The organism is Pseudorhodobacter wandonensis (assembly GCF_001202035.1).
GTDB classification, from domain to species: Bacteria; Pseudomonadota; Alphaproteobacteria; order Rhodobacterales; family Rhodobacteraceae; genus Pseudorhodobacter; species Pseudorhodobacter wandonensis.
Map to the genome: position 1 here is coordinate 239,039 of NZ_LGHT01000036.1, position 26,872 is coordinate 265,910.

Annotated in this window: 25 protein-coding genes; 10 read left to right on the forward strand and 15 right to left on the reverse strand. The window is 57.7% G+C overall.

Annotation, left to right across the window (positions count from 1 at the left end; translation table 11 throughout):
• Nucleotide 1 precedes the first annotated feature (1 nt).
• Nucleotides 2-2,854 (forward strand): excinuclease ABC subunit UvrA, encoded by a 2,853-nt coding sequence (gene uvrA, locus AKU79_RS12050; protein ID WP_050523829.1) that lies wholly within the window; start codon nt 2-4, stop codon nt 2,852-2,854.
• Nucleotides 2,855-2,903: 49 nt separating this feature from the next.
• On the opposite strand, the gene AKU79_RS12055 is transcribed toward uvrA, so the two are convergent.
• The 5 genes from AKU79_RS12055 to AKU79_RS12075 form a co-directional block, all read right to left on the reverse strand.
• Nucleotides 2,904-3,113 (reverse strand): YgaP family membrane protein, encoded by a 210-nt coding sequence (locus AKU79_RS12055; protein WP_050523830.1) that lies wholly within the window; start codon nt 3,111-3,113, stop codon nt 2,904-2,906.
• Nucleotides 3,114-3,196: 83 nt separating this feature from the next.
• Nucleotides 3,197-4,072 carry a 3-hydroxyisobutyrate dehydrogenase gene (gene mmsB, locus AKU79_RS12060; RefSeq protein WP_050523831.1) on the reverse strand — a complete coding sequence of 292 codons (876 nt, stop codon included), beginning with the start codon at nt 4,070-4,072 and terminating at the stop codon, nt 3,197-3,199.
• Nucleotides 4,069-5,109: an enoyl-CoA hydratase/isomerase family protein gene (locus AKU79_RS12065; RefSeq protein ID WP_050523832.1), complete on the reverse strand. Its 1,041-nt coding sequence runs from the start codon at nt 5,107-5,109 to the stop codon at nt 4,069-4,071. The genes mmsB and AKU79_RS12065 overlap by 4 nt, the downstream gene beginning before the upstream one ends.
• The gene (locus AKU79_RS12070) at nt 5,106-6,236 is read right to left on the reverse strand and encodes an acyl-CoA dehydrogenase family protein (protein WP_156209694.1); all 1,131 of its coding nucleotides are present in this window, start codon (nt 6,234-6,236) and stop codon (nt 5,106-5,108) included. The genes AKU79_RS12065 and AKU79_RS12070 overlap by 4 nt, the downstream gene beginning before the upstream one ends.
• Before the next feature lie 99 nt (nt 6,237-6,335).
• Nucleotides 6,336-7,835, reverse strand: coding sequence for a CoA-acylating methylmalonate-semialdehyde dehydrogenase (locus AKU79_RS12075; protein ID WP_050523833.1), 1,500 nt, complete (start codon nt 7,833-7,835; stop codon nt 6,336-6,338).
• A gap of 114 nt (nt 7,836-7,949) precedes the next feature.
• On the opposite strand from AKU79_RS12075, the gene AKU79_RS12080 reads away from it, so the two are divergent.
• The 3 genes from AKU79_RS12080 to coaD all read left to right on the forward strand — a co-directional run bounded on the left by AKU79_RS12080 (nt 7,950) and on the right by coaD (nt 9,975).
• The gene (locus AKU79_RS12080; protein WP_050523834.1) at nt 7,950-8,852 is read left to right on the forward strand and encodes a LysR family transcriptional regulator; all 903 of its coding nucleotides are present in this window, start codon (nt 7,950-7,952) and stop codon (nt 8,850-8,852) included.
• A gap of 66 nt (nt 8,853-8,918) precedes the next feature.
• On the forward strand, nt 8,919-9,353 hold the full coding sequence (locus AKU79_RS12085; protein WP_050523835.1) for a CBS domain-containing protein: 435 nt from the start codon (nt 8,919-8,921) through the stop codon (nt 9,351-9,353).
• A gap of 127 nt (nt 9,354-9,480) precedes the next feature.
• A complete protein-coding gene (gene coaD, locus AKU79_RS12090) occupies nt 9,481-9,975 on the forward strand; it encodes a pantetheine-phosphate adenylyltransferase (protein WP_050523836.1) in 495 nt (164 codons plus the stop codon).
• Here coaD and AKU79_RS19510 read toward each other — a convergent pair whose 3' ends face one another.
• From AKU79_RS19510 to gap (AKU79_RS12110), 5 genes are all read right to left on the reverse strand, one after another.
• Nucleotides 9,976-10,137: a DUF1127 domain-containing protein gene (locus AKU79_RS19510; RefSeq protein ID WP_197087307.1), complete on the reverse strand. Its 162-nt coding sequence runs from the start codon at nt 10,135-10,137 to the stop codon at nt 9,976-9,978.
• A gap of 127 nt (nt 10,138-10,264) precedes the next feature.
• Nucleotides 10,265-10,888, reverse strand: a complete 624-nt coding sequence (locus AKU79_RS12095) for a MarC family protein (protein WP_050523837.1) — start codon at nt 10,886-10,888, stop codon at nt 10,265-10,267.
• A 117-nt stretch (nt 10,889-11,005) separates the two neighbouring features.
• Nucleotides 11,006-12,007 carry a type I glyceraldehyde-3-phosphate dehydrogenase gene (gene gap, locus AKU79_RS12100; protein ID WP_050523838.1) on the reverse strand — a complete coding sequence of 334 codons (1,002 nt, stop codon included), beginning with the start codon at nt 12,005-12,007 and terminating at the stop codon, nt 11,006-11,008.
• A 91-nt stretch (nt 12,008-12,098) separates the two neighbouring features.
• Complete coding sequence (locus AKU79_RS19515) at nt 12,099-12,242, reverse strand: hypothetical protein (protein ID WP_050523839.1); 144 nt, start codon at nt 12,240-12,242, stop codon at nt 12,099-12,101.
• A 36-nt stretch (nt 12,243-12,278) separates the two neighbouring features.
• Nucleotides 12,279-13,280 (reverse strand): type I glyceraldehyde-3-phosphate dehydrogenase, encoded by a 1,002-nt coding sequence (gap, locus tag AKU79_RS12110; protein ID WP_050523840.1) that lies wholly within the window; start codon nt 13,278-13,280, stop codon nt 12,279-12,281.
• Nucleotides 13,281-13,468: 188 nt separating this feature from the next.
• On the opposite strand from gap (AKU79_RS12110), the gene AKU79_RS12115 reads away from it, so the two are divergent.
• The 3 genes from AKU79_RS12115 (at nt 13,469) to AKU79_RS19310 (ending at nt 15,488) form a co-directional block, all read left to right on the forward strand.
• Nucleotides 13,469-14,437 (forward strand): DUF808 domain-containing protein, encoded by a 969-nt coding sequence (locus tag AKU79_RS12115; protein WP_050523841.1) that lies wholly within the window; start codon nt 13,469-13,471, stop codon nt 14,435-14,437.
• A gap of 27 nt (nt 14,438-14,464) precedes the next feature.
• The gene (locus tag AKU79_RS12120) at nt 14,465-14,983 is read left to right on the forward strand and encodes a redoxin domain-containing protein (protein ID WP_050523842.1); all 519 of its coding nucleotides are present in this window, start codon (nt 14,465-14,467) and stop codon (nt 14,981-14,983) included.
• 364 nt (nt 14,984-15,347) lie between these two features.
• Nucleotides 15,348-15,488 (forward strand): hypothetical protein, encoded by a 141-nt coding sequence (locus AKU79_RS19310; protein ID WP_156209696.1) that lies wholly within the window; start codon nt 15,348-15,350, stop codon nt 15,486-15,488.
• Nucleotides 15,489-15,612: 124 nt separating this feature from the next.
• Here AKU79_RS19310 and tkt read toward each other — a convergent pair whose 3' ends face one another.
• Nucleotides 15,613-17,634 (reverse strand): transketolase, encoded by a 2,022-nt coding sequence (gene tkt, locus AKU79_RS12125; protein ID WP_050523911.1) that lies wholly within the window; start codon nt 17,632-17,634, stop codon nt 15,613-15,615.
• 332 nt (nt 17,635-17,966) lie between these two features.
• On the opposite strand from tkt, the gene AKU79_RS12130 reads away from it, so the two are divergent.
• Both AKU79_RS12130 and AKU79_RS12135 read left to right on the forward strand, forming a co-directional pair.
• A complete protein-coding gene (locus tag AKU79_RS12130; protein ID WP_050523843.1) occupies nt 17,967-18,689 on the forward strand; it encodes a hypothetical protein in 723 nt (240 codons plus the stop codon).
• Complete coding sequence (locus AKU79_RS12135) at nt 18,682-19,062, forward strand: cell division protein ZapA (RefSeq protein WP_050523844.1); 381 nt, start codon at nt 18,682-18,684, stop codon at nt 19,060-19,062. Before AKU79_RS12130 ends, AKU79_RS12135 begins: the two co-directional genes overlap by 8 nt.
• Nucleotides 19,063-19,167: 105 nt before the next feature.
• Here AKU79_RS12135 and grxD read toward each other — a convergent pair whose 3' ends face one another.
• The 4 genes from grxD to AKU79_RS12155 form a co-directional block, all read right to left on the reverse strand.
• Entirely contained in the window at nt 19,168-19,530 is a 363-nt protein-coding gene (gene grxD / locus AKU79_RS12140) for a Grx4 family monothiol glutaredoxin (RefSeq protein WP_050523845.1), read from the reverse strand.
• Between the two features lie 85 nt (nt 19,531-19,615).
• Nucleotides 19,616-19,858 (reverse strand): BolA/IbaG family iron-sulfur metabolism protein, encoded by a 243-nt coding sequence (locus AKU79_RS12145; RefSeq protein WP_050523846.1) that lies wholly within the window; start codon nt 19,856-19,858, stop codon nt 19,616-19,618.
• A 61-nt stretch (nt 19,859-19,919) separates the two neighbouring features.
• Nucleotides 19,920-22,079, reverse strand: coding sequence for a phosphoribosylformylglycinamidine synthase subunit PurL (gene purL, locus AKU79_RS12150; protein WP_050523847.1), 2,160 nt, complete (start codon nt 22,077-22,079; stop codon nt 19,920-19,922).
• Between the two features lie 301 nt (nt 22,080-22,380).
• Nucleotides 22,381-23,292 carry a LysR family transcriptional regulator gene (locus AKU79_RS12155; RefSeq protein ID WP_050523848.1) on the reverse strand — a complete coding sequence of 304 codons (912 nt, stop codon included), beginning with the start codon at nt 23,290-23,292 and terminating at the stop codon, nt 22,381-22,383.
• Between the two features lie 158 nt (nt 23,293-23,450).
• On the opposite strand from AKU79_RS12155, the gene AKU79_RS12160 reads away from it, so the two are divergent.
• Entirely contained in the window at nt 23,451-26,849 is a 3,399-nt protein-coding gene (locus AKU79_RS12160) for an indolepyruvate ferredoxin oxidoreductase family protein (RefSeq protein ID WP_050523849.1), read from the forward strand.
• Nucleotides 26,850-26,872: the final 23 nt, after the last annotated feature.

Genomic DNA, 26,872 nt, shown 5'->3' on the forward strand with positions numbered 1-26,872 from the left:
CATGGCCGAGCAGAAATTTATCGAAGTACGCGGCGCACGGGAACATAACCTGAAAGGCGTCGATGTCGATATTCCGCGCGATCAGCTTGTGGTCATCACCGGCCTGTCCGGCTCGGGCAAATCCAGCCTTGCCTTTGATACAATCTATGCCGAGGGCCAGCGCCGTTATGTCGAAAGCCTGTCGGCCTATGCCCGCCAATTCCTTGATATGATGGGAAAACCCGATGTCGACCATATCTCGGGCCTGTCGCCCGCGATTTCGATCGAGCAAAAAACCACCTCGAAAAACCCGCGTTCCACCGTGGGCACCGTGACCGAGATTTACGATTATCTGCGCCTGTTATTCGCCCGTACCGGCACCCCCTATAGCCCGACCACCGGCAAGCCGATCACCGCGCAGCAGGTGCAGGACATGGTTGATATCATCATGGCGATGGAGGATGGCACCCGCGCCTATCTGCTGGCCCCGATCATCCGCGACCGCAAAGGCGAATATAAGAAAGAGTTTCTGGAACTGCGCAAACAGGGGTTCCAGCGCGTCAAAGTCGATGGCCAGTTCTATGAGCTGGAAGACGCCCCCACGCTGGATAAAAAATTCCGCCATGACATTGACGTGGTGGTTGACCGGATTGTGGTTAAGGAAGGCATTGAAACCCGCCTTGCCGACAGCCTGCGCACTGCCTTGAACCTTGCCGATGGCATCGCCATTCTGGAACTGGCAAACGAGGAGGCCACGCGCACCACGTTTTCCGAAAAATTCGCCTGTCCGGTTTCGGGCTTCACCATCCCCGAAATTGAACCCCGTCTGTTTTCCTTTAACGCCCCCTTTGGCGCTTGCCCCGTGTGCGATGGCTTGGGGGTTGAGCTGTTCTTTGACGAACGCCTCGTCGTGCCAGATCATAACCTGACACTGGCCCAAGGCGCGCTGGCCCCTTGGGCTAAATCGAAAAGCCCCTATTTCATCCAAACCATTGATGCCATTGCCAAACATTACGAATTTGACAAAAAGGCCAAATGGAAAGACCTGCCCGAAAAGGCGCGTGAGGTGTTTCTGCGCGGCTCGGGCGAGGAAGAAATCAACTTCCGCTATGACGAAGGTGGCCGGATTTATCAGGTGTCCCGCGTGTTCGAAGGCGTCATTCCCAATATGGAGCGCCGCTTTCGCGAAACCGACAGCAACTGGGTGCGTGAGGAGTTCGAGCGTTACCAGAACAACCGCAACTGCGGCGCTTGCGGCGGTTTCCGCCTGCGACCTGAGGCCTTGGCCGTAAAAATCGCCGGCCTGCACGCGGGCCAAGTGGTGCAAATGTCGATCTCCGAGGCGCATGACTGGATTTCCGGCGTGCCTGCGCATCTGACCAATCAGAAAAACGAAATTGCCCGCGCGATTTTGAAAGAAATCCGCGAACGGCTTGGGTTCTTGGTGAATGTTGGGCTGAATTACCTGTCGCTCTCGCGCAATGCGGGCACGCTTTCGGGCGGCGAAAGCCAGCGTATCCGGTTGGCCAGCCAGATCGGTTCGGGCCTGACCGGCGTGCTTTACGTGCTGGATGAACCGTCAATCGGGTTGCACCAACGCGACAATGACCGCCTTCTGACCACGCTGAAAAACCTGCGCGACCAAGGCAATTCGGTGCTAGTCGTCGAACATGACGAAGACGCAATTCGTGAGGCGGATTATGTTTTTGACATGGGGCCCGGCGCGGGTGTGCATGGCGGCACTGTAGTCTCGCATGGCACACCTGCGCAGGTGATGGCCGACCCCGCCAGCCTGACAGGGCAGTATTTGCAAGGCACCCGCGCGATTGAAATTCCAAAGACCCGCCGCAAAGGCTCGGGCAAAAAGGTCACGGTGGTGGGCGCCACAGGCAACAACCTGCAAAACGTTACGGCTGATTTCCCTTTGGGTAAATTCGTCTGCGTCACAGGCGTTTCGGGAGGCGGCAAATCAACGCTGACCATTGAAACCCTGTTCAAAACCGCCGCCACCCGCCTCAATGGTGCGCGCGAAACGCCTGCGCCTTGCGAAACCATCAAAGGCTTTGAACACCTTGATAAGGTTATCGATATTGACCAACGCCCCATCGGTCGCACACCCCGTTCCAACCCCGCTACCTATACCGGCGCCTTTACCCCGATCCGTGACTGGTTTGCGGGTCTGCCCGAATCCAAGGCGCGCGGCTATGCGCCGGGGCGGTTCAGCTTTAACGTCAAAGGTGGGCGCTGTGAGGCCTGCCAAGGTGACGGCCTGATCAAGATTGAAATGCACTTTCTGCCCGATGTCTATGTGCAATGCGAAACCTGCAAAGGCAAACGCTACAACCGCGAGACATTGGAAATTAAGTTCAAAAACAATAGCATCGCAGATGTTCTTGATATGACGGTTGAAGATGCGCAAAGCTTTTTCCAAGCCGTGCCGAGCATCCGCGAAAAGATGGATGCGCTGGTGCGCGTGGGCCTTGGTTATATCAGCGTCGGCCAATCCGCGACCACCCTGTCAGGCGGCGAGGCGCAGCGCGTCAAACTGTCCAAAGAACTCGCCCGCCGCGCCACAGGTCGCACGCTGTATATTCTCGATGAACCCACCACCGGCTTGCATTTCGAAGATGTGAAAAAGCTGCTCGAGGTGCTGCATGAACTCGTCGATCAAGGAAACACCGTGATCGTGATCGAGCATAACCTCGATGTCGTTAAAACCGCCGATTGGGTCATCGACATCGGCCCCGAAGGCGGTGATGGCGGCGGCAAGATCGTCGCAACCGGCACCCCCGAACAGGTGGCCGAGGTCGAGGCCAGCCACACAGGCCGCTATCTGCGCGCAATGCTAAAGCCGCGCAAAGTGGCGGCCGAATAGCCAAAGGCCAAGGCCCGACCAACCCGTCGGGCCGCTGCTTGTGCCAGCTTTACCCTTTTTTCATCGGGCAGCTTGAAAACCCAAAGACTGAATAGAGCGGGCAGGTTTTCATCAGACCTGTAAACAACGCGATCAAGCCCAGCACCACCAGAACCCAGCGATAGCCAAACCCCGGCATCAGGAAAAACGCAGCCAGCAAAGCCACACCAATTGCGATACGGACGACGCGGTCAATCCCGCCAACATTTGTTCCAAACATGTCATTCTCCTAGCGAAAGGGGCGGTTGCCCATCCGCTAAGTATAAGACATATTCCGATATTTGAAATTGATCTGTATCAGCCTTATGCCTCGCGATGGCGCTTTTCAAACCTCGGCAGCATGGCGCTAAAATCGCGGCCCTTGCCGTCTTCAACCTCGACAAACCGCGCGTATAGCGCCGCCGCCAACTGCCCCATCGGCGTATCGGCATCGGCCGCCTCGGCCGCTTGCTGCGACAGGCGCAAATCCTTTAACATCAGTTCCGCAGCAAAGCCTGGCGCATAGCCGTTGTCAGCCGGGCTTTTGGGGCCGATTCCGGGGGCAGGGCAATAGGCGTTCATCGTCCAGGAATAGCCCGACGAAGTGCTGACCACATCAAACATCTTTTGCCGGTCCAGCCCCAATTTATCTGCCAAAGCAAAGGCTTCGCAGGTGGCAATCATCGTCACGCCCAAAATCATGTTGTTGCAGATCTTGGCCGATTGTCCGGCCCCCGCCGCGCCACAATGCACCGCCTTTTGGCCCATGATGTCAAACAGCGGGCGCACAGTGGCAAAGGCCGCATCCGGCCCACCCACCATGAACGTCAGCGTGCCCGCCGTGGCCCCGCCAACACCACCCGAAACCGGCGCATCCAGCGCAGCCAATCCCAAAGCTTCGGCCTGCTCGGCCACCGCGCGCGCACTATCCACATCGACGGTCGAACAATCACACAGTACTGAACCCGCCGCCATCGCTGGCAGCACCTCGGCCGCCACGCTGCGCAAAATCGCCCCGTTCGGCAGCATGGTAATCACCACCTCGGCCCCGTGTGCCGCCTCAGCCGCCGAGGCCACTGTTGTCACGCCCGCAGGCATTGGCGCCGTCAGGTCATATCCCGCAACAGCATGCCCGGCCGCTGCCAGATTGGCCGCCATCGGCCCCCCCATATTGCCCAGCCCGATAAATCCGATCTTCATGCCTCATCCTCCACTGTCCAGGCCTGCGCCCCCAATGGCGCCAACATCGCCGCAACTGCCGCAGCGCTGACGCTTTCGATACTGTCATGCAACCATTTCGGTTGCCGGTCCTTGTCAATCACAGCCGCCCGAATACCTTCCAGAAAATCGCCCCATTCCTGCGCCCGATGGGTGAACCGGTACTCCAATTCCAGCGCGCGGGGCAGGGTAGGGTTGTCACCCAAGCGGTGCTGCATCTCAATCGCCGCACAGGCCGCCAGCGGCGATACCCGCCCCAACACCCGCAGCGCCGCCTGCGCAAAATCGCTGTTGTCATTGCGCAAAGACCTGACAATATCGCCCAAAGTCTCGCCGCCGAAATGCGCATCAATCTGCGCCTGTTGCTGCGCCAAAACGCCTGCGGGCGGCGTGACGGCAAACCGCTCCAGCGCGGCCACGCCTTCGGTTCGCAAGGCTACAATCATCGCAGGCCACACCGCCTCGGGCACAAACGCATCGGCAAAGCCCGCATAAATCGCATCTGCAGCCCCCATCCGCATACCGGTGCTGCCCAGATACTCGCCCAGCCGCCCCGGCCCCAGTGCCAGCAGCCAGGACCCGCCAACATCCGGCACCAATCCAATCCCGCATTCCGGCATCGCAATCTGGCTGCTTTCCCCAACAATCCGGTGACTCGCATGGCATCCCACACCCACACCGCCGCCCATGGTGAACCCCTGCATCAGGCTGACCACCGGTTTGGGGTAACCCGCAATCCGCAGGTTCATCCGGTATTCCTTGCGCCAGAAATCCTGCCCATGGGCAAAATTCCCGGCCTTTCCCTCGGCATAAAGCCGGGCAATATCGCCCCCCGCACAAAAGGCGCGCTCGCCCGCCGCATCGATGACCACCAGATCGACAGCCTCATCCGCGGCCCATGCCACCAGCGCCGCATCCAGCGCCACGCACATCGGCTCGCTCAGCGCATTCAGCGCCTCGGGCCGGTTCAACGTCACTCGCCCACAGCGCCCCTCAACCCGGATCAAAATATCGCTCATCTGGCGGCCAACATCTGGCGGGCAATAATCACACGCATAATCTCATTCGTGCCTTCCAAAATCTGATGCACACGCAAGTCGCGCACGATTTTCTCAATCCCGTAATCGGCCAAATAGCCATAGCCGCCATGCATCTGCAAACAACCATTGGCAACGTCAAAACACACATCGGTCACGTAAAGCTTTGCCATCGCACAAAATTTCGTGGCCTCAGCCGACTTTGCATCCAGCAACGCCGCCGCATGGCGCAAAAATACCCGTGCGGTTTGCAGCTTTACTTCCATATCGGCCAGCCGAAACTGCAAGGCCTGAAACCGGTCGATCGTCTGGCCAAAAGCCTGCCGCTCGCCCATATAGGCCAGCGTTGCATCCAGCGCCGCCTGCGCCCCGCCCAAAGCACAGGCCGCAATGTTCAATCGCCCACCGTCCAATCCCGCCATCGCATAGGCAAAACCGCGACCTTCTTCGCCCAAAAGGTTCGCATGCGGCACCACACAGCCATCCATCTGCACCGCACGGGTCGGCTGCGACCGCCAGCCCATCTTGTCTTCAAGCCCGCCAAAGGAAAGCCCCGCGGTGCCATCCTCGACAATCACCGCCGAAATCGCATCGCCCATGCGGCACATCACGATATAGGCATCCGAATAGCCGCCCCCCGAGATGAACGCCTTGCTGCCCGTCAGTGCAAACCCGTCATCGCCGCGCACAGCCCGCGTTTTCAATGCCGCCGCATCCGACCCCGATCCGGGCTCGGTCAAACAATAGGAAAAAATCGTCTCCATCGTGCAAACACTCGGCAACCACCGCGCCTTGGCTTGCGCATCGCCAAAGTGGTCAATCATCCCGCCGCACATGTTATGGATCGATAGAAACGCCGCCACCGAAGGGCAGGCCATGGCCAGTGCCTCAAACACCAACACCCCGTCAAGCCGCGATAGGCCTGATCCGCCATGCTCTTCCGACACATAGATCCCGCCCAAGCCCAAAGCCGCAACTTCGGGCCAAAGGCTTTTGGGTATCTCGCCGGCCTGTTCCCAAGCCCGCGCAAAAGGCGCGATCTTCTCGGCCCCGAACCCTTGGGCCATCTCGAAAATGGCCCGCTGTTCCTCGCTCAAAAAAACACTCAAAACCTGCCCCTCATCATCTATCTATAAATATCCACAGGGGGGTGAATTGGCCATCAGGCCAAGAGGGGGGCGCGTGCGCCCCCCTAGCTGCCGTTCAACTTAATCCATCGCCTTAAAGTTAAACTCGCCACCTTCTTTAATCCCCGATGGCCAACGCGAGGTCACCGTCTTGGTCCGGGTATAGAACCGGAAGGCATCCGGCCCGTGCTGGTTCAAATCGCCAAAGCCCGACTTTTTCCAACCACCAAAGGTATGATAGGCCAGCGGCACCGGAATAGGCACGTTGATGCCCACCATCCCCACATTGATCCGCGCCGCGAAATCGCGTGCCGTATCGCCGTCACGGGTGAAAATCGCAGTACCATTGCCATATTCATGGTCCATGGCATAGCCAATCGCCTCTTCATAGGTCTTGGCCCGCACGGTCGACAAAACCGGACCAAAGATCTCTTTCTTATAGATGTCCATATCCGTGGTCACATGGTCAAACAGATGCGGCCCAACGAAATAGCCGTCCTCATACCCTTGCAGGCTAAAGCCACGCCCATCAACCACCAGTTTCGCACCCTGCGCGACACCAGATTCGACCAGCTTCAAGATGTTCGCCTTGGCCGCCGCTGTAACAACCGGCCCATAGTCAATGTCATTGCCCGCCGTATAGGGGCCAACCTTCAGCTTCTCGATCCGCGGGATCAGCTTTTCGATCAACGCATCGGCCGTTGCTTCACCCACAGGCACTGCAACCGAAATCGCCATGCAACGCTCGCCCGCCGCACCGTAACCCGCACCAATCAGCGCATCCGCTGCTTGGTCCAGATCGGCATCCGGCATAATGATCATGTGGTTTTTCGCACCGCCAAAGCACTGCACCCGCTTGCCGTTCGAACAGCCACGGCCATAGATATATTCGGCAATCGGGGTCGAGCCAACAAAGCCGATCGCTTGAACAACCTCGTTGTCCAAAATCGCATCCACCGATTCCTTATCGCCGTTGATCACCTGCAACACGCCATCCGGCAGGCCCGCTTCTTTGAACAACTCGGCCAGCATCAACGGCACCGAGGGGTCACGCTCGGATGGCTTCAAAATAAAGGCGTTACCACAGGCCAGCGCCGGGCCCATTTTCCACAGCGGAATCATCGCCGGAAAGTTAAAGGGTGTAATGCCCGCTGCGACGCCCAAAGGCTGACGCATCGAATACATGTCAATGCCGGGGCCGGCTGCATCTGTAAACTCGCCCTTCAGCATTTGGGCGGCGTTGATGCAATACTCAATTACCTCCAGCCCGCGCTGCACATCGCCCTTGGCATCGGGAATGGTCTTGCCATGCTCACGCGACAGCGCCTCGGCCAGCTTGTCCATATCGCGGTTGATCAGACCAACCATCGCCATCATCACGCGGCCACGCTTTTGCGGGTTGGTTGCAGCCCATGCCACTTGCGCCTTGGCAGCGTCATTCACCGCCGCATCCAGCTCGGCTTTGGATGCCAGCGGCACGCGTGCCTGCACTTCACCTGTTGCCGGGTTCATCACATCGGCAAACCGTCCCGATGTGCCTTTGACGTGCTTGCCGTTAATCCAGTGGGTAAGTTCCTGCATGGCATCCTCCTGATATGAATTTGCCCTACAGTAGCCTTGCAAATTTGCCCGATAAAGGGGCAATATTCCAAAAGGGTTTTGCAAAAATGCAAAACCGTGAAATGGGGGCCGGCGATGGATTGGGATGACTTGCGCATATTTCTGGCCGTCGCACGCGCCGAAAGCCTGTCACGCGCCGGCAAATCCTTGCGCATCGACCCCGCGACCGTGGGCCGCCGCATCGCAAGACTTGAAACCACATTGTCCGCACGCCTGTTCACCAAAACCCCGCAAGGCTATGCCCTGACCGAACACGGCCACCGCCTGATGGACCCGGCACGCGCCGCCGAAACCGCCTTTGCAACGGCGCAGGACAGCCTGCATGCCGGTACCGAGGGGCTGACCGGCCAAATCCGAATCGGTGCACCCGACGGCAGCGCAAACTACCTGCTACCTCAAGTCCTCACCCAGATCAGCGCCGAAAATCCGGGGCTGGAAATCCAGCTTGTGGCCCTGCCGCGCGTGTTCAACCTGTCCAAACGCGAGGCCGATATGGCCATCGCCGTCTCGCGCCCCGAAACCGGCCGCCTGACCGTGCAAAAGCTAAGCGACTACCAGCTCCACCTCGCGGCCTCACGCAGCTATTTGGCGCAAAATCCGCCCATTACCTGCCGCGATGACCTAAAGGCGCATCGCATCATCGGCTATATCCCCGATATGATCTTTGACAAAGAGCTGGATTATCTTGGTGAATTCGGCACCACCGCGCCTGAGATTTCGTCCAATTCCGTCTCGGTCCAAACGCAGTTGATGCGGGCGGGGGCAGGGGTCGGCATGGTCCATGATTTCGTTCTGCCCTTTGCCCCCGAACTGGTGCGCGTCTTGCCCGAAACCGTGGCACTGACCCGCAGCTTTTGGCTGGTCCGTCACGCCGATGACGCGCAGATCGAGCGCCTGAACCGGTTTGCCGCCCTGCTGACCCAAGGCCTGCGCCGCGAATTGCAGCGCCTTGAGGCCCTAAGTCTAACGGCAGCCTAACACAAAGACTTGACAGACAGCCCTTCGCAAGACGACCCTGAAACTATTGGTCAAATGGAGGTACCTATGCTGGTTCAACAAATTCTGACATCAAAACCTGTTGGCGAAGTGTTCACACTTGCCCCCGGTGCCACGCTGAGTGAGGCCGCCGCTTTGTTGTCCGAAAAGCGGATCGGCGCGATTATCGTCTCAAAAGATGGCAAACACCCTGCAGGCATCCTGTCCGAGCGCGACATCGTGCGCGAACTCGGCAAACGCGGCGTTGCCTGCATGGCCGATAGTGTTGACAAAGTCATGACCGCCAAGCTGGTCGGCTGCGGCAAAGCCGACAGCGCCGATGACGTCATGCAAAAAATGACGGACGGCCGGTTTCGCCACATGCCGGTCATGGATGGCGATGAAATGATCGGCCTCATCTCAATCGGCGATGTGGTCAAAGCGCGGCTGTCCGAGCTGGCAATGGAAAAAGACGCGCTGGAAGGCATGATCAAAGGGTTCTGACCACCTGCGGGTTTTCGCCGAAACCTTAGAAATTTCGGCGAAAATTCGGGGCGCGCGGATTCCCGCAATAGGGCTTGCATTCCGCCGCGCAATAATGTTGCGTGTTTGTGCAATTATAGGAGCAGCCATGCGCATCGGTCTTTACCCAGGAACCTTTGACCCGATCACCCTGGGGCATACCGACATCATTCAACGTGCGATGGGTCTTGTTGACAAACTGGTCATCGGTGTCGCCATCAACCGCGACAAAGGCCCTTTGTTCAGCCTTGAGGAGCGCGTGGCGATGGTAAAGGCCGAATGCGCCCCGATCCTTGCCAAAACCGGTGGCGAGATTGTCGTTCACCCGTTCGAAAACCTGCTGATTGATTGCGCCCGCGATGTCGGCGCCTCGGTCATTGTGCGCGGCCTGCGCGCCGTTGCCGATTTTGAGTATGAGTTTCAAATGGTTGGCATGAACCGCGCAATGGACGCATCGATTGAAACGGTGTTCATGATGGCCGATGCGCGGCGTCAGGCGATTGCATCAAAGCTGGTCAAGGAAATTGCCCGGCTCGGTGGGGATGTCACGAAATTCGTGCCCCCCGCCGTAAATCTTGCTTTGATTGCGCGGTATAAATCGTAATCAGTGCCAAACCGCATTGCGGGCGATTTTGTCTGCATCGCCGCGAAACAGGCCCAGATCCAGCGCTATATCCAGCGGCAGGCGGGCAATCTCGTTGCGGGTTTTGATATACATCGCATAGTTGGCGATTGCGGTTTTCACGCGATTGATAAGTGTGTTCATGATTTTTCTCTCACATCCATCTGACGGTTGGCCCCATGCCAATCGTCCTGCCCCCAATATCGGGCATGATGGTTGCGCTAACAACGGTTAGCTTTGGCTTCCCGATATGCGTCTGATGCATATCTATCTAAAATGCGGCGATCACGCCCAGCACGACAAAGCCTTTAAGTATCGCATCTACCGCCACAGCCGCCAAAATCATCCCCATCACACGGCTCACAATAGAGGCACCGGTGGCTCCGATTACCCGGTGAATAGGCGTGGCAAGCAGCAAGATCACCAGCGTAATTGCCAGCACCACCGCCATCAGCCCCGCCGTCATCGCCTGATGCGCGACTGAAAACCTGTCGTTATCGGTCAGAACCACCACCGCCAGCATCGCGCCGGGCGACGCAATCGACGGCATCGCCAGCGGATAGACGGCCGAGGCGTGATGATCCCATTCCGCCACCTCCGCCTCGGGTTTGGACGTGCCGAAAATCATCGACAGCGCAAACAACAGCAGCACCAAGCCGCCCGCAATTTGAAAAGACGGAAGCCCCAGCCCCAGCGCATCCAGCACCAATTGCCCAAACACCACAAAGGTCAGCAGAACCGCAAAGGCAATCAACACCGCCCGCACCGCCACCCTGCGCGCGGTCGCGGCCGAGGCCCCGAACGTCACCGCCAGAAACACGGGCAAAGTGCCAATCGGGTCAATCACCACCCAAAGTGTGATAAACTCTTGCAGCAAAGTGGTCGAAATCGCCATCGAAATTTCCTTGAACGGGGCAGGGCTTGTTACCCAACTTGGGGCCTACGCACCAGTATTACCAATAAAAAAGGCACCCCGCAGGGCGCCTTTTTCCCGTCTTTCATGCAGTGATGATTAAATCAGCTTGCCCATCGCCACGGCTGTATCGGCCATGCGGTTGGAAAAGCCCCATTCATTGTCATACCAGGTCAAAATCCGCACCATGTTGCCATCCAGAACTTTGGTTTGGTCAAGGTGGAAGATCGACGAGCGCGGGTCATGGTTGAAATCTGACGAAACGTTCGGCTGGTCTGTATAGCCCAGAACGCCTTTCAGCGGACCATTGGCGGCGGCGATAATCGCAGCATTCACTTCTTCAACCGTCGTCGCGCGGCTTGCTTCAAACGTCAGGTCAACAACCGATACGTTCGGCGTTGGCACGCGAATGGCCACACCGTCCAGCTTGCCGTTCAGCTCGGGCAGAACCAGCCCAACAGCCTTGGCCGCCCCGGTCGAGGTCGGGATCATCGACAGCGCCGCAGCGCGTGCGCGGTACAGATCCTTGTGCATGGTGTCCAGCGTTGGCTGGTCGCCGGTATAGCTGTGGATCGTGGTCATAAAGCCTTTGGTGATGCCGATGGCATCGTTCAAAACCTTGGCCACCGGCGACAGGCAGTTGGTGGTGCAAGAGGCGTTCGAAACAATCACATCCGCTGCGGTCAGCGTGTCATGGTTCACACCGTAAACGATTGTTTTATCGGCACCTTTCGACGGCGCAGAAACCAGAACCCGGCTCGCGCCGTTTTCCAGATGCACTTTTGCCTTGTCCTTATCGGTGAAAATGCCGGTGCATTCCATCACGATATCAATATGGTTCCACGGCAGTTCGGCAGGGTTGCGGATCGCTGTTACAGCGATAGGGCCGCGACCCACATCGATTGTGGTTTCGGTCGTCGTCACTTCGGCAGGGAAACGACCATGCACCGAATCAAAGCGCAGCAAGTGGGCGTTGGTTTCAACCGGCCCCAGATCGTTGATGGCGACAACTTCAATATCTGTGCGTCCCGATTCAATGATTGCGCGCAGCACGTTGCGGCCGATACGACCAAATCCATTGATGGCAACTTTAACGGTCATGGCAGATTCCTTTGCGTTGCGGGGAAAACCCCCAGTTTGCTAGCGCTAACATCACGATTTCAGCGAAAAGTTCAAGCACTTACAGCCTGTCTTAACGCCAGAACGAGATGAATTCTATGAAAACTGCGAATTTCCGCAACAGAAACAGCAAGGCATCGCCGCCATTCAAAAGGATATCCCCCAGAATAGCGGCGGCAACGATTACGCCCAGCCATATCGCCAATCTATCCGTCATACGGCCCCGAACTGTGCAGGCCGCATCCGGCTTGCCTTATTGCAACAGCCGCCCCATCGCGCCGGCCACATCGGCCATCCGGCAGGAAAAGCCCCATTCATTGTCATACCACGCCAGTACCCGCACGCAATTGCCCACGACCTTGGTCTGATCGGGCGCAAAGATACAAGAGTGAGGCGTGTGATTGAAGTCAATAGACACCTTCGGCTCGGGGTCATAGGCCAGAACCATCCCCATATAACCCGCAGCCGCCTCACGCATGATTTCGTTTACATCTGCAACCGTAACCGATTTGCGTGCAACAAAGGTTAAATCCACAGCCGAAACATTCGGCGTCGGCACCCGCATCGCAGTGCCATCTAGCTTGCCTGCAAGCTCGGGCAACACTTCACCCAACGCCTTGGCCGCCCCGGTCGAGGTTGGTATCATCGCCATCGCCGCGGCCCGCGCGCGGTACAAATCCTCATGCCGACGGTCCAGCGTTGGTTGGTCGCCGGTATAGCTGTGGATCGTCGTCATGATCCCGCTTTCAATCCCGATCGCATCGTTCAGCACCTTGGCCATCGGCGCCAGACAGTTCGTGGTACAGGACCCGTTGGAAACCACATGATGCTCGGTCGTCAACTGCCGGTGGTTCACGCCATAGACGATGGTTTTATCAGCCCGTTTCGCCGGTGCCGACACCAAAACCCGCTTGGCCCCGCGCGACAGATGCACCGCCGCCGCTTCGCGGTTGTTGAACTTGCCGCTGCACTCCAGCACCACATCGACGCCGTCCCAGTCCAGCTCTTCGGGGTTATAAGTGCTCATCACCCGCATCGGCCCACGGCCCAGATCCAGCGTATCGCCCGAAACCCGCACCACGCCCGGAAACCGCCCATGCACGGAATCGTATTTCAGCAAATGCGCATTTGTCGCAATCGGCCCTGTGGCATTGATCGCCACCACCTGCACATCATTGCGCGCGCTTTCCGCAATATGCGCCAAAGTGCAGCGCCCGATACGTCCAAACCCGTTGATCCCGATGGTAATTGTCATTCCAAAGCCTCAAACTGAACCCGATTTAGGCTGGGGATACACAGAGAATCGTACATTTCAAAGGCAAAAATGGGCACTAATTCAGAGTGTTAGCGCAAACCTCCCATGTTTTCGCTAACGTTTCCGCTAACACCTTGTCCCTCGCGCAAACTTGACTAGGTTAAGGCCAAACCAACAAAGGATGTGGGATGAGCGGTCTTTTAGCCCTATTGGATGATGTCGCCGCGATTGCCAAAGTCGCGGCCAGCTCGGTTGATGATATCGCCTCTGCCGCTGCCAAAGCCGGCGGGCAAACTGCGGGCATCCTGATCGATGATGCCGCCGTCACGCCCACCTATGTTACCGGCCTCGCCCCCAGCCGCGAATTGCCGATGATCTGGCGCATCACCAAAGGCAGCCTGAAAAACAAACTGGTTTTCCTGCTCCCCATCGCACTCTTGCTGTCCAACTTCGCGCCTTGGGCGATCACACCTTTGCTGATGTTCGGCGGCGCCTATCTCTGCTTTGAAGGCGCCGAGAAAATCCTGCACGCGATTTTCCCCCATGCCAGCCACGCGGTCGAACAGGATATGTCGCCGCGTGATCCCGTTCACCTCGAAGAGGCCCGCGTTGCAGGGGCGATCAAAACCGATTTTATCCTCTCGGCTGAAATCATGACCATCTCGCTTTCGGTTATCGAGGCCCCGAGTATCTATATGGAAACCGCTGTTCTGGCCGTGGTCGCCATCGGCATCACAATCGCGGTTTATGGCGTGGTGGCGCTGATCGTAAAGATGGATGACATCGGCCTGCATATGGCCGCCGAGGGCCGCTTTGCCGCCACCCGCAGCCTCGGGCGCGGGCTTGTGCAGTTCATGCCGCATCTGCTTGCGGGCCTTACGTTTATCGGCACGGGCGCTATGCTTTGGGTCGGCGGCAATATCCTGACACACGGGTTGGATGTGCTGGGCCAGCCATGGATCTATGACCAAATCCACCATCTGGCCGAGGCCGCAGCCCAGGCCGTCACCACCGCCCAAGGCGCTGTAAAATGGGCGGTTACGGCGGGTCTTGATGGCGTGGTCGGGCTTGGTGTCGGGCTTGTCCTTATCCCTGTCGTCACCAAAATCATCGCCCCGCTAATCGGTGCAATTACCGGCAAACCGGCTGCGCATTAATCATCCCTAACTGTTTAAGGAACCTGAATGTCATCTCCCAAACCCCAAGTTGGCGCTGTCATCGCCCCGCTAACCCTTGCCGTTGCGGGCAGTTCCAAAACCATCACCCTTGGCCAGCCGACCGCGCGTTGGACCATGTTGTTCGTCTATCGCGGCAAGCATTGCCCGCGCTGCAAACGCTTTCTGAACAAACTCAACGCCGCACTGCCTGCTTGGACAGATGTGATGGATGTCGTCGTTACCTCGGCCGATTCCGAGGCCAAGGCATTGGCCGACAAGGCCGAATTTGGCTGGAACTTTGATCTTTGCTATGGCCTTACCGTGCCGCAAATGCGCGCCCTTGGCCTCTATGTGTCCGATCCCTTGTCCGAGGCCGAAACCACCGACCTCTTCGCCGAGCCGGGCGCCTTTGGCCTGCGCCCCGATGGCACGCTGATGCTGGTTGACATCTCGAACGGCCCCGCCGCCCGCCCCGATCTGGAAGAACTTCTCGACGGTATGAAATTCAACATCACCAACAACCGCCCCGTCCGCGGCACGGCCTAGCATTCGGCCTTGCGCAAAACGCGTGGTCGAGCAGGGCCGCAGGCCCGACCATTTCCCAGCGAAGCCGGGCGCTCTCAGTCGCCGATAGGCGCCGCTCCGTTGGGGCATCAAAGCTTCTTGCGGAAAAGCAATCTGAAAACAGCCCTATTGGCTCGGTCGCACTCTGTGCTGCCGTGTCAGGTCGCCTTTTCCGTAAAAAGTGACGCGTCGGCAGCCTTTGCTAGACTATGTCGACAGCTACTGTCGCCTTAAATTCGTACAACTGTGTTGTCCGGCCAACTAATCCTTCAAGAAAAAACCTTCAACATACCTTACCGTCGCCACGGCAATTTCAAGATTTCGGGTGAAGTTGAGTCATCCGCAAATGGATAATTTCAGTACTTTCGGCCCGTCGATCGCACAGATCGGCGGGTCTATTCTTTTAAAATGTCGGTCAGGCGCATCCCCTTTTGGCGTGGTGCCGATGATCGGCCCCAAGCTGCGCCCAACTGCCCGCGCAAAATAAAAGCGAGGGCTGATGCCCCCGCTTTCCCGCAGTGCGGAACCTGTTAATTTCAGGTTAATTTTGCAAGCAAAACAACCTGAAATCAAGGACTTGCAAAAATGACCGCACGCGGACAGTGCAGTATTTACAGACCCAACAAAGCCTTGGCCTTTGCCACAGCATTTTCAGCCGTGATACCAAATTCCTTGTAAAGCCGTTCAGCAGGGGCCGAGGCACCAAAGCCCTCCATCCCCACAAACGCCGCCTTTTGCTCGCGCCCGCGCTCACCCAAAAGCCAGCGATCCCAGCCGGTGCGAACCCCCGCCTCAATCGCGACCCGAACCGGACCGGGTGGCAGAATTTTGCGGCGGTAGGCATCGTCTTGCTCGGCAAAGAGTTCCATACATGGCATCGAAACCACGCGGCAGCCAATCCCTTCGGCCTCAAGCAGGGCGCGGGCTTTCACCGCGATCTCAACCTCGGTCCCGGTCGCCATGATGATGACCTGACGTTTGGCCTCGGCTTCCTCCAGCACATAGGCACCCTTGGCGACCATATTCTGATTGACGTGTTTTTTACGCACCGCGGGCACACCTTGCCGCGACAAAGCCATCACCGAAGGCGTCTTGGTCTGGCTGAACGCAACTTCCCACGCTTCGGCGGTTTCAACCTGATCAGCAGGCCGCAAAACCAGCGTATTCGGCGTGGCGCGGCTGATCGCCAAATGCTCGACCGGCTGGTGGGTCGGGCCATCTTCACCCAGACCGATGGAATCGTGAGTCATCACATAGACCACCGGAACCCCCATCAGCGCCGACAAACGCATCGAAGGCCGCGCATAATCGGTAAAGCACATGAAAGTGCCCGAATAGGGCCGCACACCGCCATGCAGGGCCATACCGTTCATCGCGGCGGCCATGCCATGTTCACGGATGCCATAATAGACGTAGCGGCCCGAACGATCCTCGGCCGAAAACATGCCCAGGTCGCCGGTTTTGGTGTTGTTCGATCCGGTCAAATCGGCCGACCCGCCGATGGTTTCCTTCATCACCGGGTTGATCACTTCCAACGCCTTTTCCGAGGCCGAGCGGGTGGCCAGCTTTGGCATGGTCTCAACCGCCTGCTTTTTCAAGGCGCGCACAACCGATGCCAATTTGGCCGGTGCCTCGCCTTTGAAAATACGGTCAAACTCACCTTTGCGCTGATCTGACAGCGCGGCCAGGTTCAACTCCCACGCCTTGCGCGTATCCATCCCACGGGCGCCAATCGCTTCCCAAGCCGACTTAATCTCGGCCGGAATTTCAAACGCACCGTAAGGCCAGCCGTAGACTTTGCGGGTCTCGGCGATCAAATCGGGCGAGGTCAGCGCGCCGTGGCCTTTGGACGTATCCTGCGCCGAAGATCCCAGCGCGATATGGGTCGCACAGGCGATCATCGCAGGGCGGGTCGAGGCCTTGGCGGCGGTGATCGCATTGTCGATATCAACCGGATCATGGCCATCACATTCGAACACATCCCAACCGCTGGCGGCAAAACGGGCCTTTTGATCGGTGATGTCAGACAAGGATACCTTGCCATCAATCGTGATGCCGTTGTTATCCCACAGCACGATCAAGCGCGACAACTGCTGCTTGCCGGCCAAGGCAATCGCCTCTTGGCTGACGCCTTCCATCAGGCAGCCGTCGCCCGCAATAACATAGGTGTGGTGATTGATCAGCTTTTGGCCCCAGACAGAGCGCAAATGTTCCTCGGCCATCGCAAAACCGACAGCGTTGGCGATGCCCTGACCCAAGGGGCCAGTGGTGGTTTCGATACCGGTTGCGTGGCCAAATTCGGGGTGGCCCGCCGTGATTGCGCCCCATTGACGGAAGTTCTTGATCTGATCAATCGTCATGTCGGCATAGCCGGTCAGGTGCAGCAGCGAATACAGCAGCATCGAGCCGTGGCCCGCAGACAGGATGAAACGGTCACGATCAGGCCAGTTTGGTGCAGTCGGATCAAATTTCAGATGCTTTTCAAACAGCACGGTCGCGACATCGGCCATACCCATCGGCATGCCGGAATGCCCCGAGTTGGCAGCGGCAACGGCATCCAGCGTCAAGGTGCGAATGGCGCAGGCTTTGTTCCAATGGTCAGGGTGCTGGGCGCGCAGAGTGGCAATTTCCAAGGCTATGATCCTTCGTTTTGATTGGGTCAGGCTGCGCAAATTGCGAATGCCCAAACGCCGAGTTCGCTCGGCAGGGACGCGCCATAGGGCTGCCCTTGCTAAACAGTTCAAAAGCTGCATATCAGGCTTGTCGGCAAGATCAAGCATCTCTGGCAAGGGCTTGATCCTAAAGGGCAAGCAATTCATTATCGCATCAGGATAAGATTGCCAAAAGTTGTATAGTTGGCGATTCGCCTTTTTATATGATGCTGTGCTATTGAGGGCCTTGAGGCTACAAAAACAATCGACGCCCGATCTCTCGGGCGCGGAAAGACAGGCAAAGGGGCATTTGAATGAGTGACCAACGCAATATTGCAGAGCTAGAGCGGCGGATCACCGCAGCTTTGGGTCGCATCGGGGCTGGATTGGACAAGTGGGAAGCCGAGCCACGTTCAATGCCCCAATCCGAGCCGAGTGCAGAAACCCGTGACGAGCCCAGAGACGAGTCCCGTGATGATCCACGTGAGGGGCGCCGGGCCGAGCGAGGGACCGACTTGGGGGCCGAGTTGGGCGCCATCATCGCGGCGCTTGATACTGGCAAAGCTGCGCCTGCCAAGGTTGACACAGCCGATGTGCCCTCGGACGTTGCGGCACAACTGGCGGAAAGCAAGGGCATGATTGCCGAGTTGGAGGCCGAAGTTGCCCGGCTGAAAACCGAGCTTGCCACCGAAAAATCCACAGTCGCGCAGCTGAACGAGCATGTGAAAGCGATCAAAGAGGCCGAGAACATGTCGCAAGGGCAGGTGGATGCCAAGGTTGAAAAGATGACGCAGCAATTGGACGTGCAAGGGTTGGAACTGCAGCGGATGCGCAAGTCTTCTGTGCAGCTGCGCGAAAACCTGCGCGTGTTGCATGAAGCCGCGACCAAAAACATGGTCGAGCCGCAGTTGATCAACCGGGCAATGCTGGCCGAGTTGGAAAACCTGCGCGCCACCCGCCACACGGAAACCGCCGAAATGGACGAGATTTTGGCAGAGCTTAAACCTTTGATCTCGGAGGCGCGTAGCAATGGCTGAACTTGAAATCACAGTCGGTGGCCGCAACTTTATGGTGGCCTGCCAAGAGGGCGAAGAGCATTATCTGCGTACTGCGGCAGCGATGATGGACAGCGAAGCGCAGCCTTTGGTCACCCAGATGGGGCGCTTGCCCGAGGCGCGGATGCTGTTGATGGTTGGCCTGATGCTGGCGGATCGCGCGGCGTCGGTCGAAGATCAGATCAAGGTGCTGAAAGGCCAGATCGAAGAGCTGCAAAACCGCCCGCTGCCCGAGCCGCAGAAAATTCAGGTTTCGGTTATCCCGCCGCAAGTTTCTGAAACGCTTGCTGAAATTGCTGCGCGGGCCGAGGCTTTGGCGGCAAAAGTGGATGACAAGGTGAAAGCGGCTGGTTAAGCCTTTTCGGAAGTAAGAAAGGGGGGCTGTTTGCCCCCCTAACGGTATCTTGCGGGGCGCAAATTGGCTGCCCTCAGATCATATTTTCGCCAAACAGTAAACAGATCAGGCGTTGGCTTCGCGGATTTTGTCTGCGGCTTCTTTGTTAAAGGCCACGCCCTTGGCTTCGAACATTTGATCCAATTCGCCATTCAGCGTCATTTCGGTGACGATGTCACATCCGCCGACAAACTCGCCTTTGATGTAAAGCTGCGGAATCGTTGGCCATTCGGAAAAATCTTTGATGCCTTGGCGGATGTCGGCGTTTTCCAGAACGTTCACATCGGCAAAATCGACGCCCATGAAATTAAGCACCCCTGCGACGCGGCTTGAAAACCCGCATTGCGGCGCCATTTTGGTGCCTTTCATAAACAGAACGACATCGTTCTTGTCGATGGTTTCTTGAATTTTAGCTTTTGCATCAGTCATTTGGGTGGTCCTTGGCTTTGGTTCCCTAGGGGAAGATCGTTTCAGCGCGGCAAAGCCCGAGGCGTGGCCCCGGTGGCCGCAAATTTCAGTCTGGCGCTTTGGTGGTCAGTGCCAGTGCGTGCAATTCACCATTGGCCCCATCCATCTTGCCCTTAAGGCTGGCATAGACCGCACGTTGTTGTTGCACGCGGTTCATGCCTTTGAAGCTGGCGTCAATCACTTCGGCGGCCCAATGGTTGCCATCGCCTGCAAGGTCAGTGATCGTGATCTTGGCGGTGGGAAAGCTGTCGCGGATCAGGTTTTCGATGTCTTGCGCTTGCATGGCCATAGGGTGCGTCCTGTTGGGTTATTCAGGTTCAATTTAGGGCGGGCGGATGCTGTGTGCAAGATCAGCCAACAGCCGCTGCAAAGGCAGAGTGATAGAGCGCTGACAGTTCGCCCAAATCAGCGGAATCGGTGCCAAAACAGACCGAAGAGCCGCCGAACTGACCCATTTGCGCAACTTTAACACCTGCTTTTTCGCCCGCTTCAATCAGCGCAGCCGCGTTTGCGATGTCACATGCGACCAGATAGCGCGCCTGATCTTCGCCAAACAGCGTCGGAATCCAACTGCTTTCCAGCCAAACGCCGGTTTTTGCAGCATCAGCCATTTCAAACGCGGCCAAAGCCAAGCCGCCATCGCCCAGATCGGTTGCGGCACGCAGCAATTTGCGGTGCTTGCGCAGGAATTCACCATGTTTGCGCTCGGCTTTCAGATCGACCTCAGGCGCGTCGCCGCTTTCCATGCCGAATGCCTCGGCCAACAGCGCCGATTGGCCAAGATGGCCGTTGGTTGTACCGATAACCAGCAGCATGTCGCCGCTTTGGGCCACGCCTGAAATCAACTCATCCGCATTGGCCAGCAAGCCTACTGCACCAATGGTAGGTGTGGGCAAAATGCCGGTGCCATCGGTTTCGTTGTAAAGCGAGACGTTGCCGGAAACGATCGGCATATCCAACGCCTCGACCGCCGCACCGATGCCTTTGATCGCGCCAACAAACTGGCCCATGATTTCAGGTTTTTCGGGGTTGCCGAAGTTCAGGTTGTCGGTTGTCGCAAGGGGCAGGGCACCCACGGCGCAAAGGTTGCGGTATGCTTCGGCCACGGCTTGCTTGCCGCCTTCAAACGGGTTCGCCTTGACATAGCGCGGCGTCACGTCCGAGGTGAAAGCCAGTAGCTTCGGCGTGCCATGCACCCGCACCACACCCGCCCCAAGGCCGGGCGCGCGGACGGTATCGGCCATAACCATGCTGTCATATTGCTCATACACCCACGCCTTATGGGCATAGTTCGGGCTGCCAATCAGGGCGCGCAGGCCGTCGATCGCACCAATCGCAGGCACATCCCCCAATGGGGCTGCGGCAGGCGTTTCCACCCAAGGGCGGTCATATTCGGGGGCCGAGGACGCAAGCTTTGACAAAGGCAGATCGGCCTTTACCTCATTGCCATGCATAATCAGGAAGCGGTCTTCGGCGATGGTTTCACCAACGATAGCGAAATCGAGATCCCATTTCACGAAAATCGCCCGCGCTACCTCTTCCAGCTCGGGGTTCAGAACCATCAGCATCCGCTCTTGGGATTCGGACAGCATCATCTCGTAAGCGGTCATATTGGTTTCGCGCTGCGGAACATCGTTCAGTTGCAGCTTGATACCCAGCTTGCCCTTGTCGCCCATTTCTACGGCGGAACAGGTCAGACCTGCCGCGCCCATATCCTGGATCGAATTGACGGCGCCGGTTTGCATCAGCTCCAAACAGGCCTCAAGCAAACGCTTTTCGGTAAAGGGGTCGCCTACTTGCACGGTGGGGCGCTTTTCCTCAATCGTGTCGTCAAATTCGGCGCTGGCCATGGTGGCACCGCCGACACCGTCACGGCCGGTTTTGGCCCCCAGATAGACCACGGGCATACCAACGCCGCTGGCGACCGAATAGAAAATCTTGTCGGCATCGGCCAAGCCCGCCGCAAAAGCGTTCACAAGGCAGTTGCCGTTATAGCTGGCGTGAAAGCGCACTTCGCCGCCGACAGTTGGCACGCCAAAGGCGTTGCCATAGCTGCCCACACCTTCGACCACACCTTTGACCAGATGCGCGGTTTTGGGGTGGTTCGGCAAACCAAAGGACAATGCGTTCATCGCGGCAATCGGGCGCGCGCCCATCGTGAACACGTCACGCAAAATGCCGCCAACGCCGGTGGCAGCGCCTTGGTGGGGTTCAATATAAGACGGGTGGTTGTGGCTTTCCATTTTGAAAATCACGGCCTGACCGTCGCCAATATCAACTACGCCGGCGTTTTCGCCCGGCCCGCAAATCACCTGCGGCCCGGTGGTTGGCAAGGTGCGCAGCCATTTCTTGGACGATTTATACGAGCAATGCTCGTTCCACATTGCCGAAAAGATGCCCAGTTCGGTGAAAGTCGGTTCACGTCCGATGATCTCTAGCAGACGCTCATACTCATCGGGTTTCAGCCCGTGTGCGGCGATAAGCTCGGGGGTGATCACTGGCTCGGTCATGGCATTTTCCCATCGGTCAATTGATGACGCGTCCTTAGGACAAACGCGCGCAAAGGGGAAGGGGAAACGCAGGGCATTTATCGGCCTTACCCGTTCGGGACAAAAAAAAGGCCGAGCTTACGCTCGGCCGAAGTCCAACAGGGAGGTGAAGGAAACAAGAGATACTCATTGCCGCCTTCGAGGATGCAGATAGGCCTATGGTTTCAATCGTGCAAGATTTTTGACCGTGCAGTTCAGGAATGCCCGATATGCGTTTGCTGCATGGCTATCCTAAGTTATTGATAGAACGCATAATTTTTACCTAACCGTCGGAATCCACGCTTTCGCGCTGGCGTTTGCGATAGGCGAAAATTTCCTCGGTTACGAAATCACGAAAGGCTGCGACACGTTTCGATTGACGCAATTCCTCGGGGTAGGCCAGAAAAACCGGCACTTCGCCCGATTCGACATCGGGCAGCACCCGCACCAGATTGGGGAAATCTTCGGTCAGATAGTCGGGCAACACACCTATACCAAGGTGGTTAAGAACACCTTGCAGCACGCCAAAGTAATTGTTCACCGTCAGCGTAGAGGGAATATCATGCACCATCAGCTGCTGCACCAATAGCGCCCCGGCCGCGACCTGCGACGTGCCGATGTTCTGGCAAATCAGGCGGTGATGCGCAAAATCCTCCATCGAGGCGGGTGTGCCGGCCTGCGCAAGATACTCTGGCGTTGCATAAAGCCGCATCCGGATATTCATCAGACGGCGGCGGATCAGGTCGGCCTGGCTTGGCTCTTTCATTCGGATCGCAACATCGGCTTCGCGCATCGGCAAGTCCAAGACCCGCTCTTCCAGCATCAGATCGATCTTGAGGCTGGGGTATTTTTCGTAAAGCTTGGGCAGGCGTGGTGCAAGCCAGAGCGTGCCAAAGCCGGTGGCCGTGGTCACACGCAATTCGCCGAACACCTCATCCTCGCTGTCGCGAATCCGGGCTGCTGCAGCGTCCAGCCGTTTGGCCATGGATTTGGTCGCTTCAAAAAGCAGCTCGCCCTGTTCGGTCAGAATCAGCCCGCGCGCATGGCGGTGGAACAGGGTCACGCTCAGGCTTTCCTCCAGCGATCTTATCTGCCGCGAGACCGCTGATTGCGACAAATGCAGCGTATCGCCGGCATGGGTCAAACTGCCCGCATCCGCAACCGCGTGAAAGATTCTTAGTTTATCCCAGTCCATACTGTCACTCTTTTAAATTTGACGCACGCTAACACGAATTGTTCTATGTATCGACTATCATCGCTAAGTAAACATTTCGTCGGGTTAAAAATTCCGCTTTGTAGGTCAGCCTTTTTGACCTATAATGTCTATTAACTAGGCATCGAAGGGGGAAAGCTGTGACCAAACCTGAAATTTCCTTGCACGATCGGTTTGATTTAACAAAATCTCCGGTGCTGATGAACGGCACGCAAGCCTTGGTGCGGCTGATGTTGATGCAAAAAGCCCGTGATACGCAGGCTGGGCTCAACACTGCGGGGTTTTGTACGGGGTACCGCGGCTCGCCTCTGGGGGCGGTTGATCAGCAGATGGCGCGTGCGCATGCCGATCTGGCTGCGGCCGATATCACCTTTCAGCCGGGTCTGAACGAAGATCTTGCCGCCACGGCGATCTGGGGCAGCCAGCAGGCAGAGCTGCGCGGGCAGGGCAAATTCGATGGCGTTTTTGGCCTGTGGTACGGCAAAGGGCCGGGGGTGGACCGTTCGGGCGATGTTATGCGCCACGCCAACATGGCTGGCACCTCGCCGCATGGTGGGGTGATTATGGCCTTGGGCGATGACCATACCGGTGAAAGCTCGACCACCTGCCACCAATCGGAATGGGCGGCGGTGGATGCCTCTATTCCCGTCGTTTCACCCGCCGGCGTACAGGAAATTCTGGACTATGGTCTATATGCCTATGCCTTGTCGCGGTTTTCGGGCCTTTGGGTCGGCCTGAAACTGATGAAAGACACGGTCGAGGCGACAAGCGTGGTTGACGGGCGGCTTGACCGGATGGCCTTTGTGCAGCCCGATTTTCCGATGCCCAAAGGCGGGCTGAACATCCGGCTGGGCGACCATTGGATCCCGCAAGAGGAACGTCTGGTCAACCACAAGCGTTTTGCCGCCGAGGCATTTTCGCGGGCCAACGGTATGGATCGCCGCGTTTGGGGTAAGCCGGGGGCCAAAATCGGATTGGTGGCGGCGGGCAAGAACTGGCTTGATCTGGTGCATGCACTGGCGCTGCTGGGGATTGACGAGCCCGAGGCCGAACGGTTGGGCATTACCACCTATAAGGTCGGCCAGCCGTGGCCGTTGGATATGCACGGTTTTCACGATTGGGCCGACGGGCTGGACCTGATCATCGTGGTCGAAGAAAAGCGCAAGCTGATCGAAGTGCAGATCAAAGAGGCGATTTTTGACGACCGCCGTGGCCGCCGTGTCTGGGGCGGGCGCAAAGGCTCGCCCGAGGCCGAAGTGCTGTTTCCGGTGCCGATGTCGCTTGACCCGATGATGATCGCGGCCAAGCTGGGCGGCATTTTGATCGATGAAGGGCGCGGCAGTGACCACCTAAAGGACGCATTACAACGTATTGATAAGGCGTCAAAATCAGATAATGCCCAAGACATCGTGGCGCGGCTTCCTTATTTCTGTTCCGGTTGCCCGCATAACACCTCGACCCTGCTGCCCAAAGGCGCGCGCGCGGGGGCTGGTATCGGCTGCCACACCATGGCTTTGTGGATGGATCGCGGCACCTCTGGCCTGACCCATATGGGCGGCGAAGGGATGAACTGGGTTGGTGAGGCGCCGTTTTCGAATACCGAGCATGTGTTTCAAAACCTCGGCGATGGCACCTACAACCATTCGGGCATCCTTGCCATTCGCGGTGCGCTGAACGCGGGCACCAATATCACATATAAAATCCTGTTCAACGATGCTGTGGCGATGACCGGCGGCCAGCACAATGAGGGCGACCTTACTGCCTATCGTATCGTCGCCGAAGTGCAGGCCATGGGGGTGAAAAATATCGCCGTGGTCTATGACCCGAAAGAGGCGGTAGACCTGTCGCGCTTTCCGGCGAATGTTGAAAAATACACCCGTGATGCGATAATCGATGTGCAAGAGAAGTTCAGTAAAATCAGTGGCGTATCAGTCATTGTTTACATTCAGACCTGTGCTGCCGAAAAGCGCCGCCGCCGCAAGCGGGGTGAGTTTCCCGATCCGGACAAGCGCGTGTTTATCAATACCGACATTTGTGAGGGCTGCGGTGACTGCGGGGTGCAATCCAACTGTGTGTCAATAGTGCCGGTAGAAACCGAGTTGGGCCGTAAACGGGCGATTGACCAGTCAAGCTGCAACAAGGATTATTCATGTGTTTCAGGGTTTTGCCCGTCATTCCTAACGCTTGAAGGGGCGAGGGTTAAAAAGGCGGCCACCGCCGAAGTGGTCTTGCCCGACCTGCCCGAACCCGCACTGCCGAGCATCAACGGTACTTTCAATGTCGTAATTACCGGCGTTGGCGGGACAGGCGTGGTGACCGTTGGCGCCATTCTGGCGATGGCCGCGCATGTTGATGGCAAGGGCGCCGGCATGATGGAAATGGCGGGCCTTGCGCAAAAAGGCGGCGCGGTGCACATCCATTGCCGCCTCGCAAATTCGCCTGCCGATATCTCGGCCATCCGTGTCGCCGTGGGCGAGGCCGACACAGTTATCGGCGGTGATCTGGTGGTAACCGCGGGGGCCAAAACCCTGGGGCTGATGACCACGGGCCGCACAGGCGCGGTGGTGAATTCGCATGAGATCATCACAGGTGATTTCACCCGCAATACCGAATTTCGCATTCCTTCCGATAGGTTAAAGCTGTCTATTGAGGCACGTTTGCAAGACAGGGCTACGTTCTTTGATGCGACCGAGTTGGCAAAATCGACGCTAGGTGACAGCATTTTTTCCAACATGTTGGTCTTTGGTGCTGCGTGGCAACAGGGGCTTATCCCTTTAACGTATCAGGCGATTTCACGCGCGATCACCCTGAACGGTTCGGGCCCCGAGCAAAACTTGCGGGCCTTCAACCTTGGGCGTTGGGCGGTTTTGCACACCGACGAAGTGCAGCGCATCCTGACGCCAAATTCGGCCGAACCGGTTGATCCAATCGCCTATCGCGCCACGCTGTTGCGCGCCTATGGTGGGGAAAACCTGGAACAGCGTTTCTTGGCGCTGGTCAAATCTGCCCCCGCAGCATTGCAAAAAACTGTGGCAAAGTCTTATCACAAGTTATTGGCAATAAAGGACGAATACGAAGTCGCGCGCCTGCATCTGGACAGCGTAAGCAAAGCACAAGCCGAATTTGATGGCACCCTGCGCCCCACATTCCACCTTGCGCCACCCTTCATGCCCGGCCATGACGCCCTTGGCCGCCCGAAAAAGCGTGCATTCGGGCCGTGGATCATCCCTGTGTTCCGGTTGCTGGCCAAGATGGCCCCGCTGCGCGGCACTGCGTTTGATCTGTTTGGCCGTACCGCCGAGCGCCGGATGGAACGCCGCCTGATTTCCCAATATGAGGCTGATATCGCTGAAATTATTGCCAGCTATACCCCGGCCAAGCAGGCCCTTGCCACCGAGATTGCCGAGTTGCCGCTTGCCATTCGCGGCTTTGGGCCGGTGAAACAGGCCAATGTCGAGAAAACCGAAGCACGGCGCACGGCCTTGATGGCAAAGTGGCGGGATTCCGGCGGCGATGGTGCGGTTTTGGCTGCCGAATAGCGCAAAGCCAAAGCAGGCCTTTC

Coding starts and splice junctions, on each gene's coding strand:
- AKU79_RS12055 (WP_050523830.1), bottom strand. CDS start 3,113: ATGTTTGGAACAAATGTTGGCGGGATTGACCGCGTCGTCCGTATCGCA.
- AKU79_RS19310 (WP_156209696.1), top strand. CDS start 15,348: ATGGATAATTTCAGTACTTTCGGCCCGTCGATCGCACAGATCGGCGGG.
- AKU79_RS19515 (WP_050523839.1), bottom strand. CDS start 12,242: ATGACGGATAGATTGGCGATATGGCTGGGCGTAATCGTTGCCGCCGCT.
- gap (WP_050523838.1), bottom strand. CDS start 12,007: ATGACCGTTAAAGTTGCCATCAATGGATTTGGTCGTATCGGCCGCAAC.
- AKU79_RS12085 (WP_050523835.1), top strand. CDS start 8,919: ATGCTGGTTCAACAAATTCTGACATCAAAACCTGTTGGCGAAGTGTTC.
- grxD (WP_050523845.1), bottom strand. CDS start 19,530: ATGACTGATGCAAAAGCTAAAATTCAAGAAACCATCGACAAGAACGAT.
- AKU79_RS12135 (WP_050523844.1), top strand. CDS start 18,682: ATGGCTGAACTTGAAATCACAGTCGGTGGCCGCAACTTTATGGTGGCC.
- AKU79_RS12155 (WP_050523848.1), bottom strand. CDS start 23,292: ATGGACTGGGATAAACTAAGAATCTTTCACGCGGTTGCGGATGCGGGC.
- AKU79_RS12145 (WP_050523846.1), bottom strand. CDS start 19,858: ATGGCCATGCAAGCGCAAGACATCGAAAACCTGATCCGCGACAGCTTT.
- AKU79_RS12065 (WP_050523832.1), bottom strand. CDS start 5,109: ATGAGCGATATTTTGATCCGGGTTGAGGGGCGCTGTGGGCGAGTGACG.
- AKU79_RS12115 (WP_050523841.1), top strand. CDS start 13,469: ATGAGCGGTCTTTTAGCCCTATTGGATGATGTCGCCGCGATTGCCAAA.
- AKU79_RS12075 (WP_050523833.1), bottom strand. CDS start 7,835: ATGCAGGAACTTACCCACTGGATTAACGGCAAGCACGTCAAAGGCACA.
- AKU79_RS19510 (WP_197087307.1), bottom strand. CDS start 10,137: ATGAACACACTTATCAATCGCGTGAAAACCGCAATCGCCAACTATGCG.
- coaD (WP_050523836.1), top strand. CDS start 9,481: ATGCGCATCGGTCTTTACCCAGGAACCTTTGACCCGATCACCCTGGGG.
- uvrA (WP_050523829.1), top strand. CDS start 2: ATGGCCGAGCAGAAATTTATCGAAGTACGCGGCGCACGGGAACATAAC.
- AKU79_RS12130 (WP_050523843.1), top strand. CDS start 17,967: ATGAGTGACCAACGCAATATTGCAGAGCTAGAGCGGCGGATCACCGCA.
- purL (WP_050523847.1), bottom strand. CDS start 22,079: ATGACCGAGCCAGTGATCACCCCCGAGCTTATCGCCGCACACGGGCTG.
- AKU79_RS12080 (WP_050523834.1), top strand. CDS start 7,950: ATGGATTGGGATGACTTGCGCATATTTCTGGCCGTCGCACGCGCCGAA.
- gap (WP_050523840.1), bottom strand. CDS start 13,280: ATGACAATTACCATCGGGATCAACGGGTTTGGACGTATCGGGCGCTGC.
- mmsB (WP_050523831.1), bottom strand. CDS start 4,072: ATGAAGATCGGATTTATCGGGCTGGGCAATATGGGGGGGCCGATGGCG.
- AKU79_RS12095 (WP_050523837.1), bottom strand. CDS start 10,888: ATGGCGATTTCGACCACTTTGCTGCAAGAGTTTATCACACTTTGGGTG.
- AKU79_RS12120 (WP_050523842.1), top strand. CDS start 14,465: ATGTCATCTCCCAAACCCCAAGTTGGCGCTGTCATCGCCCCGCTAACC.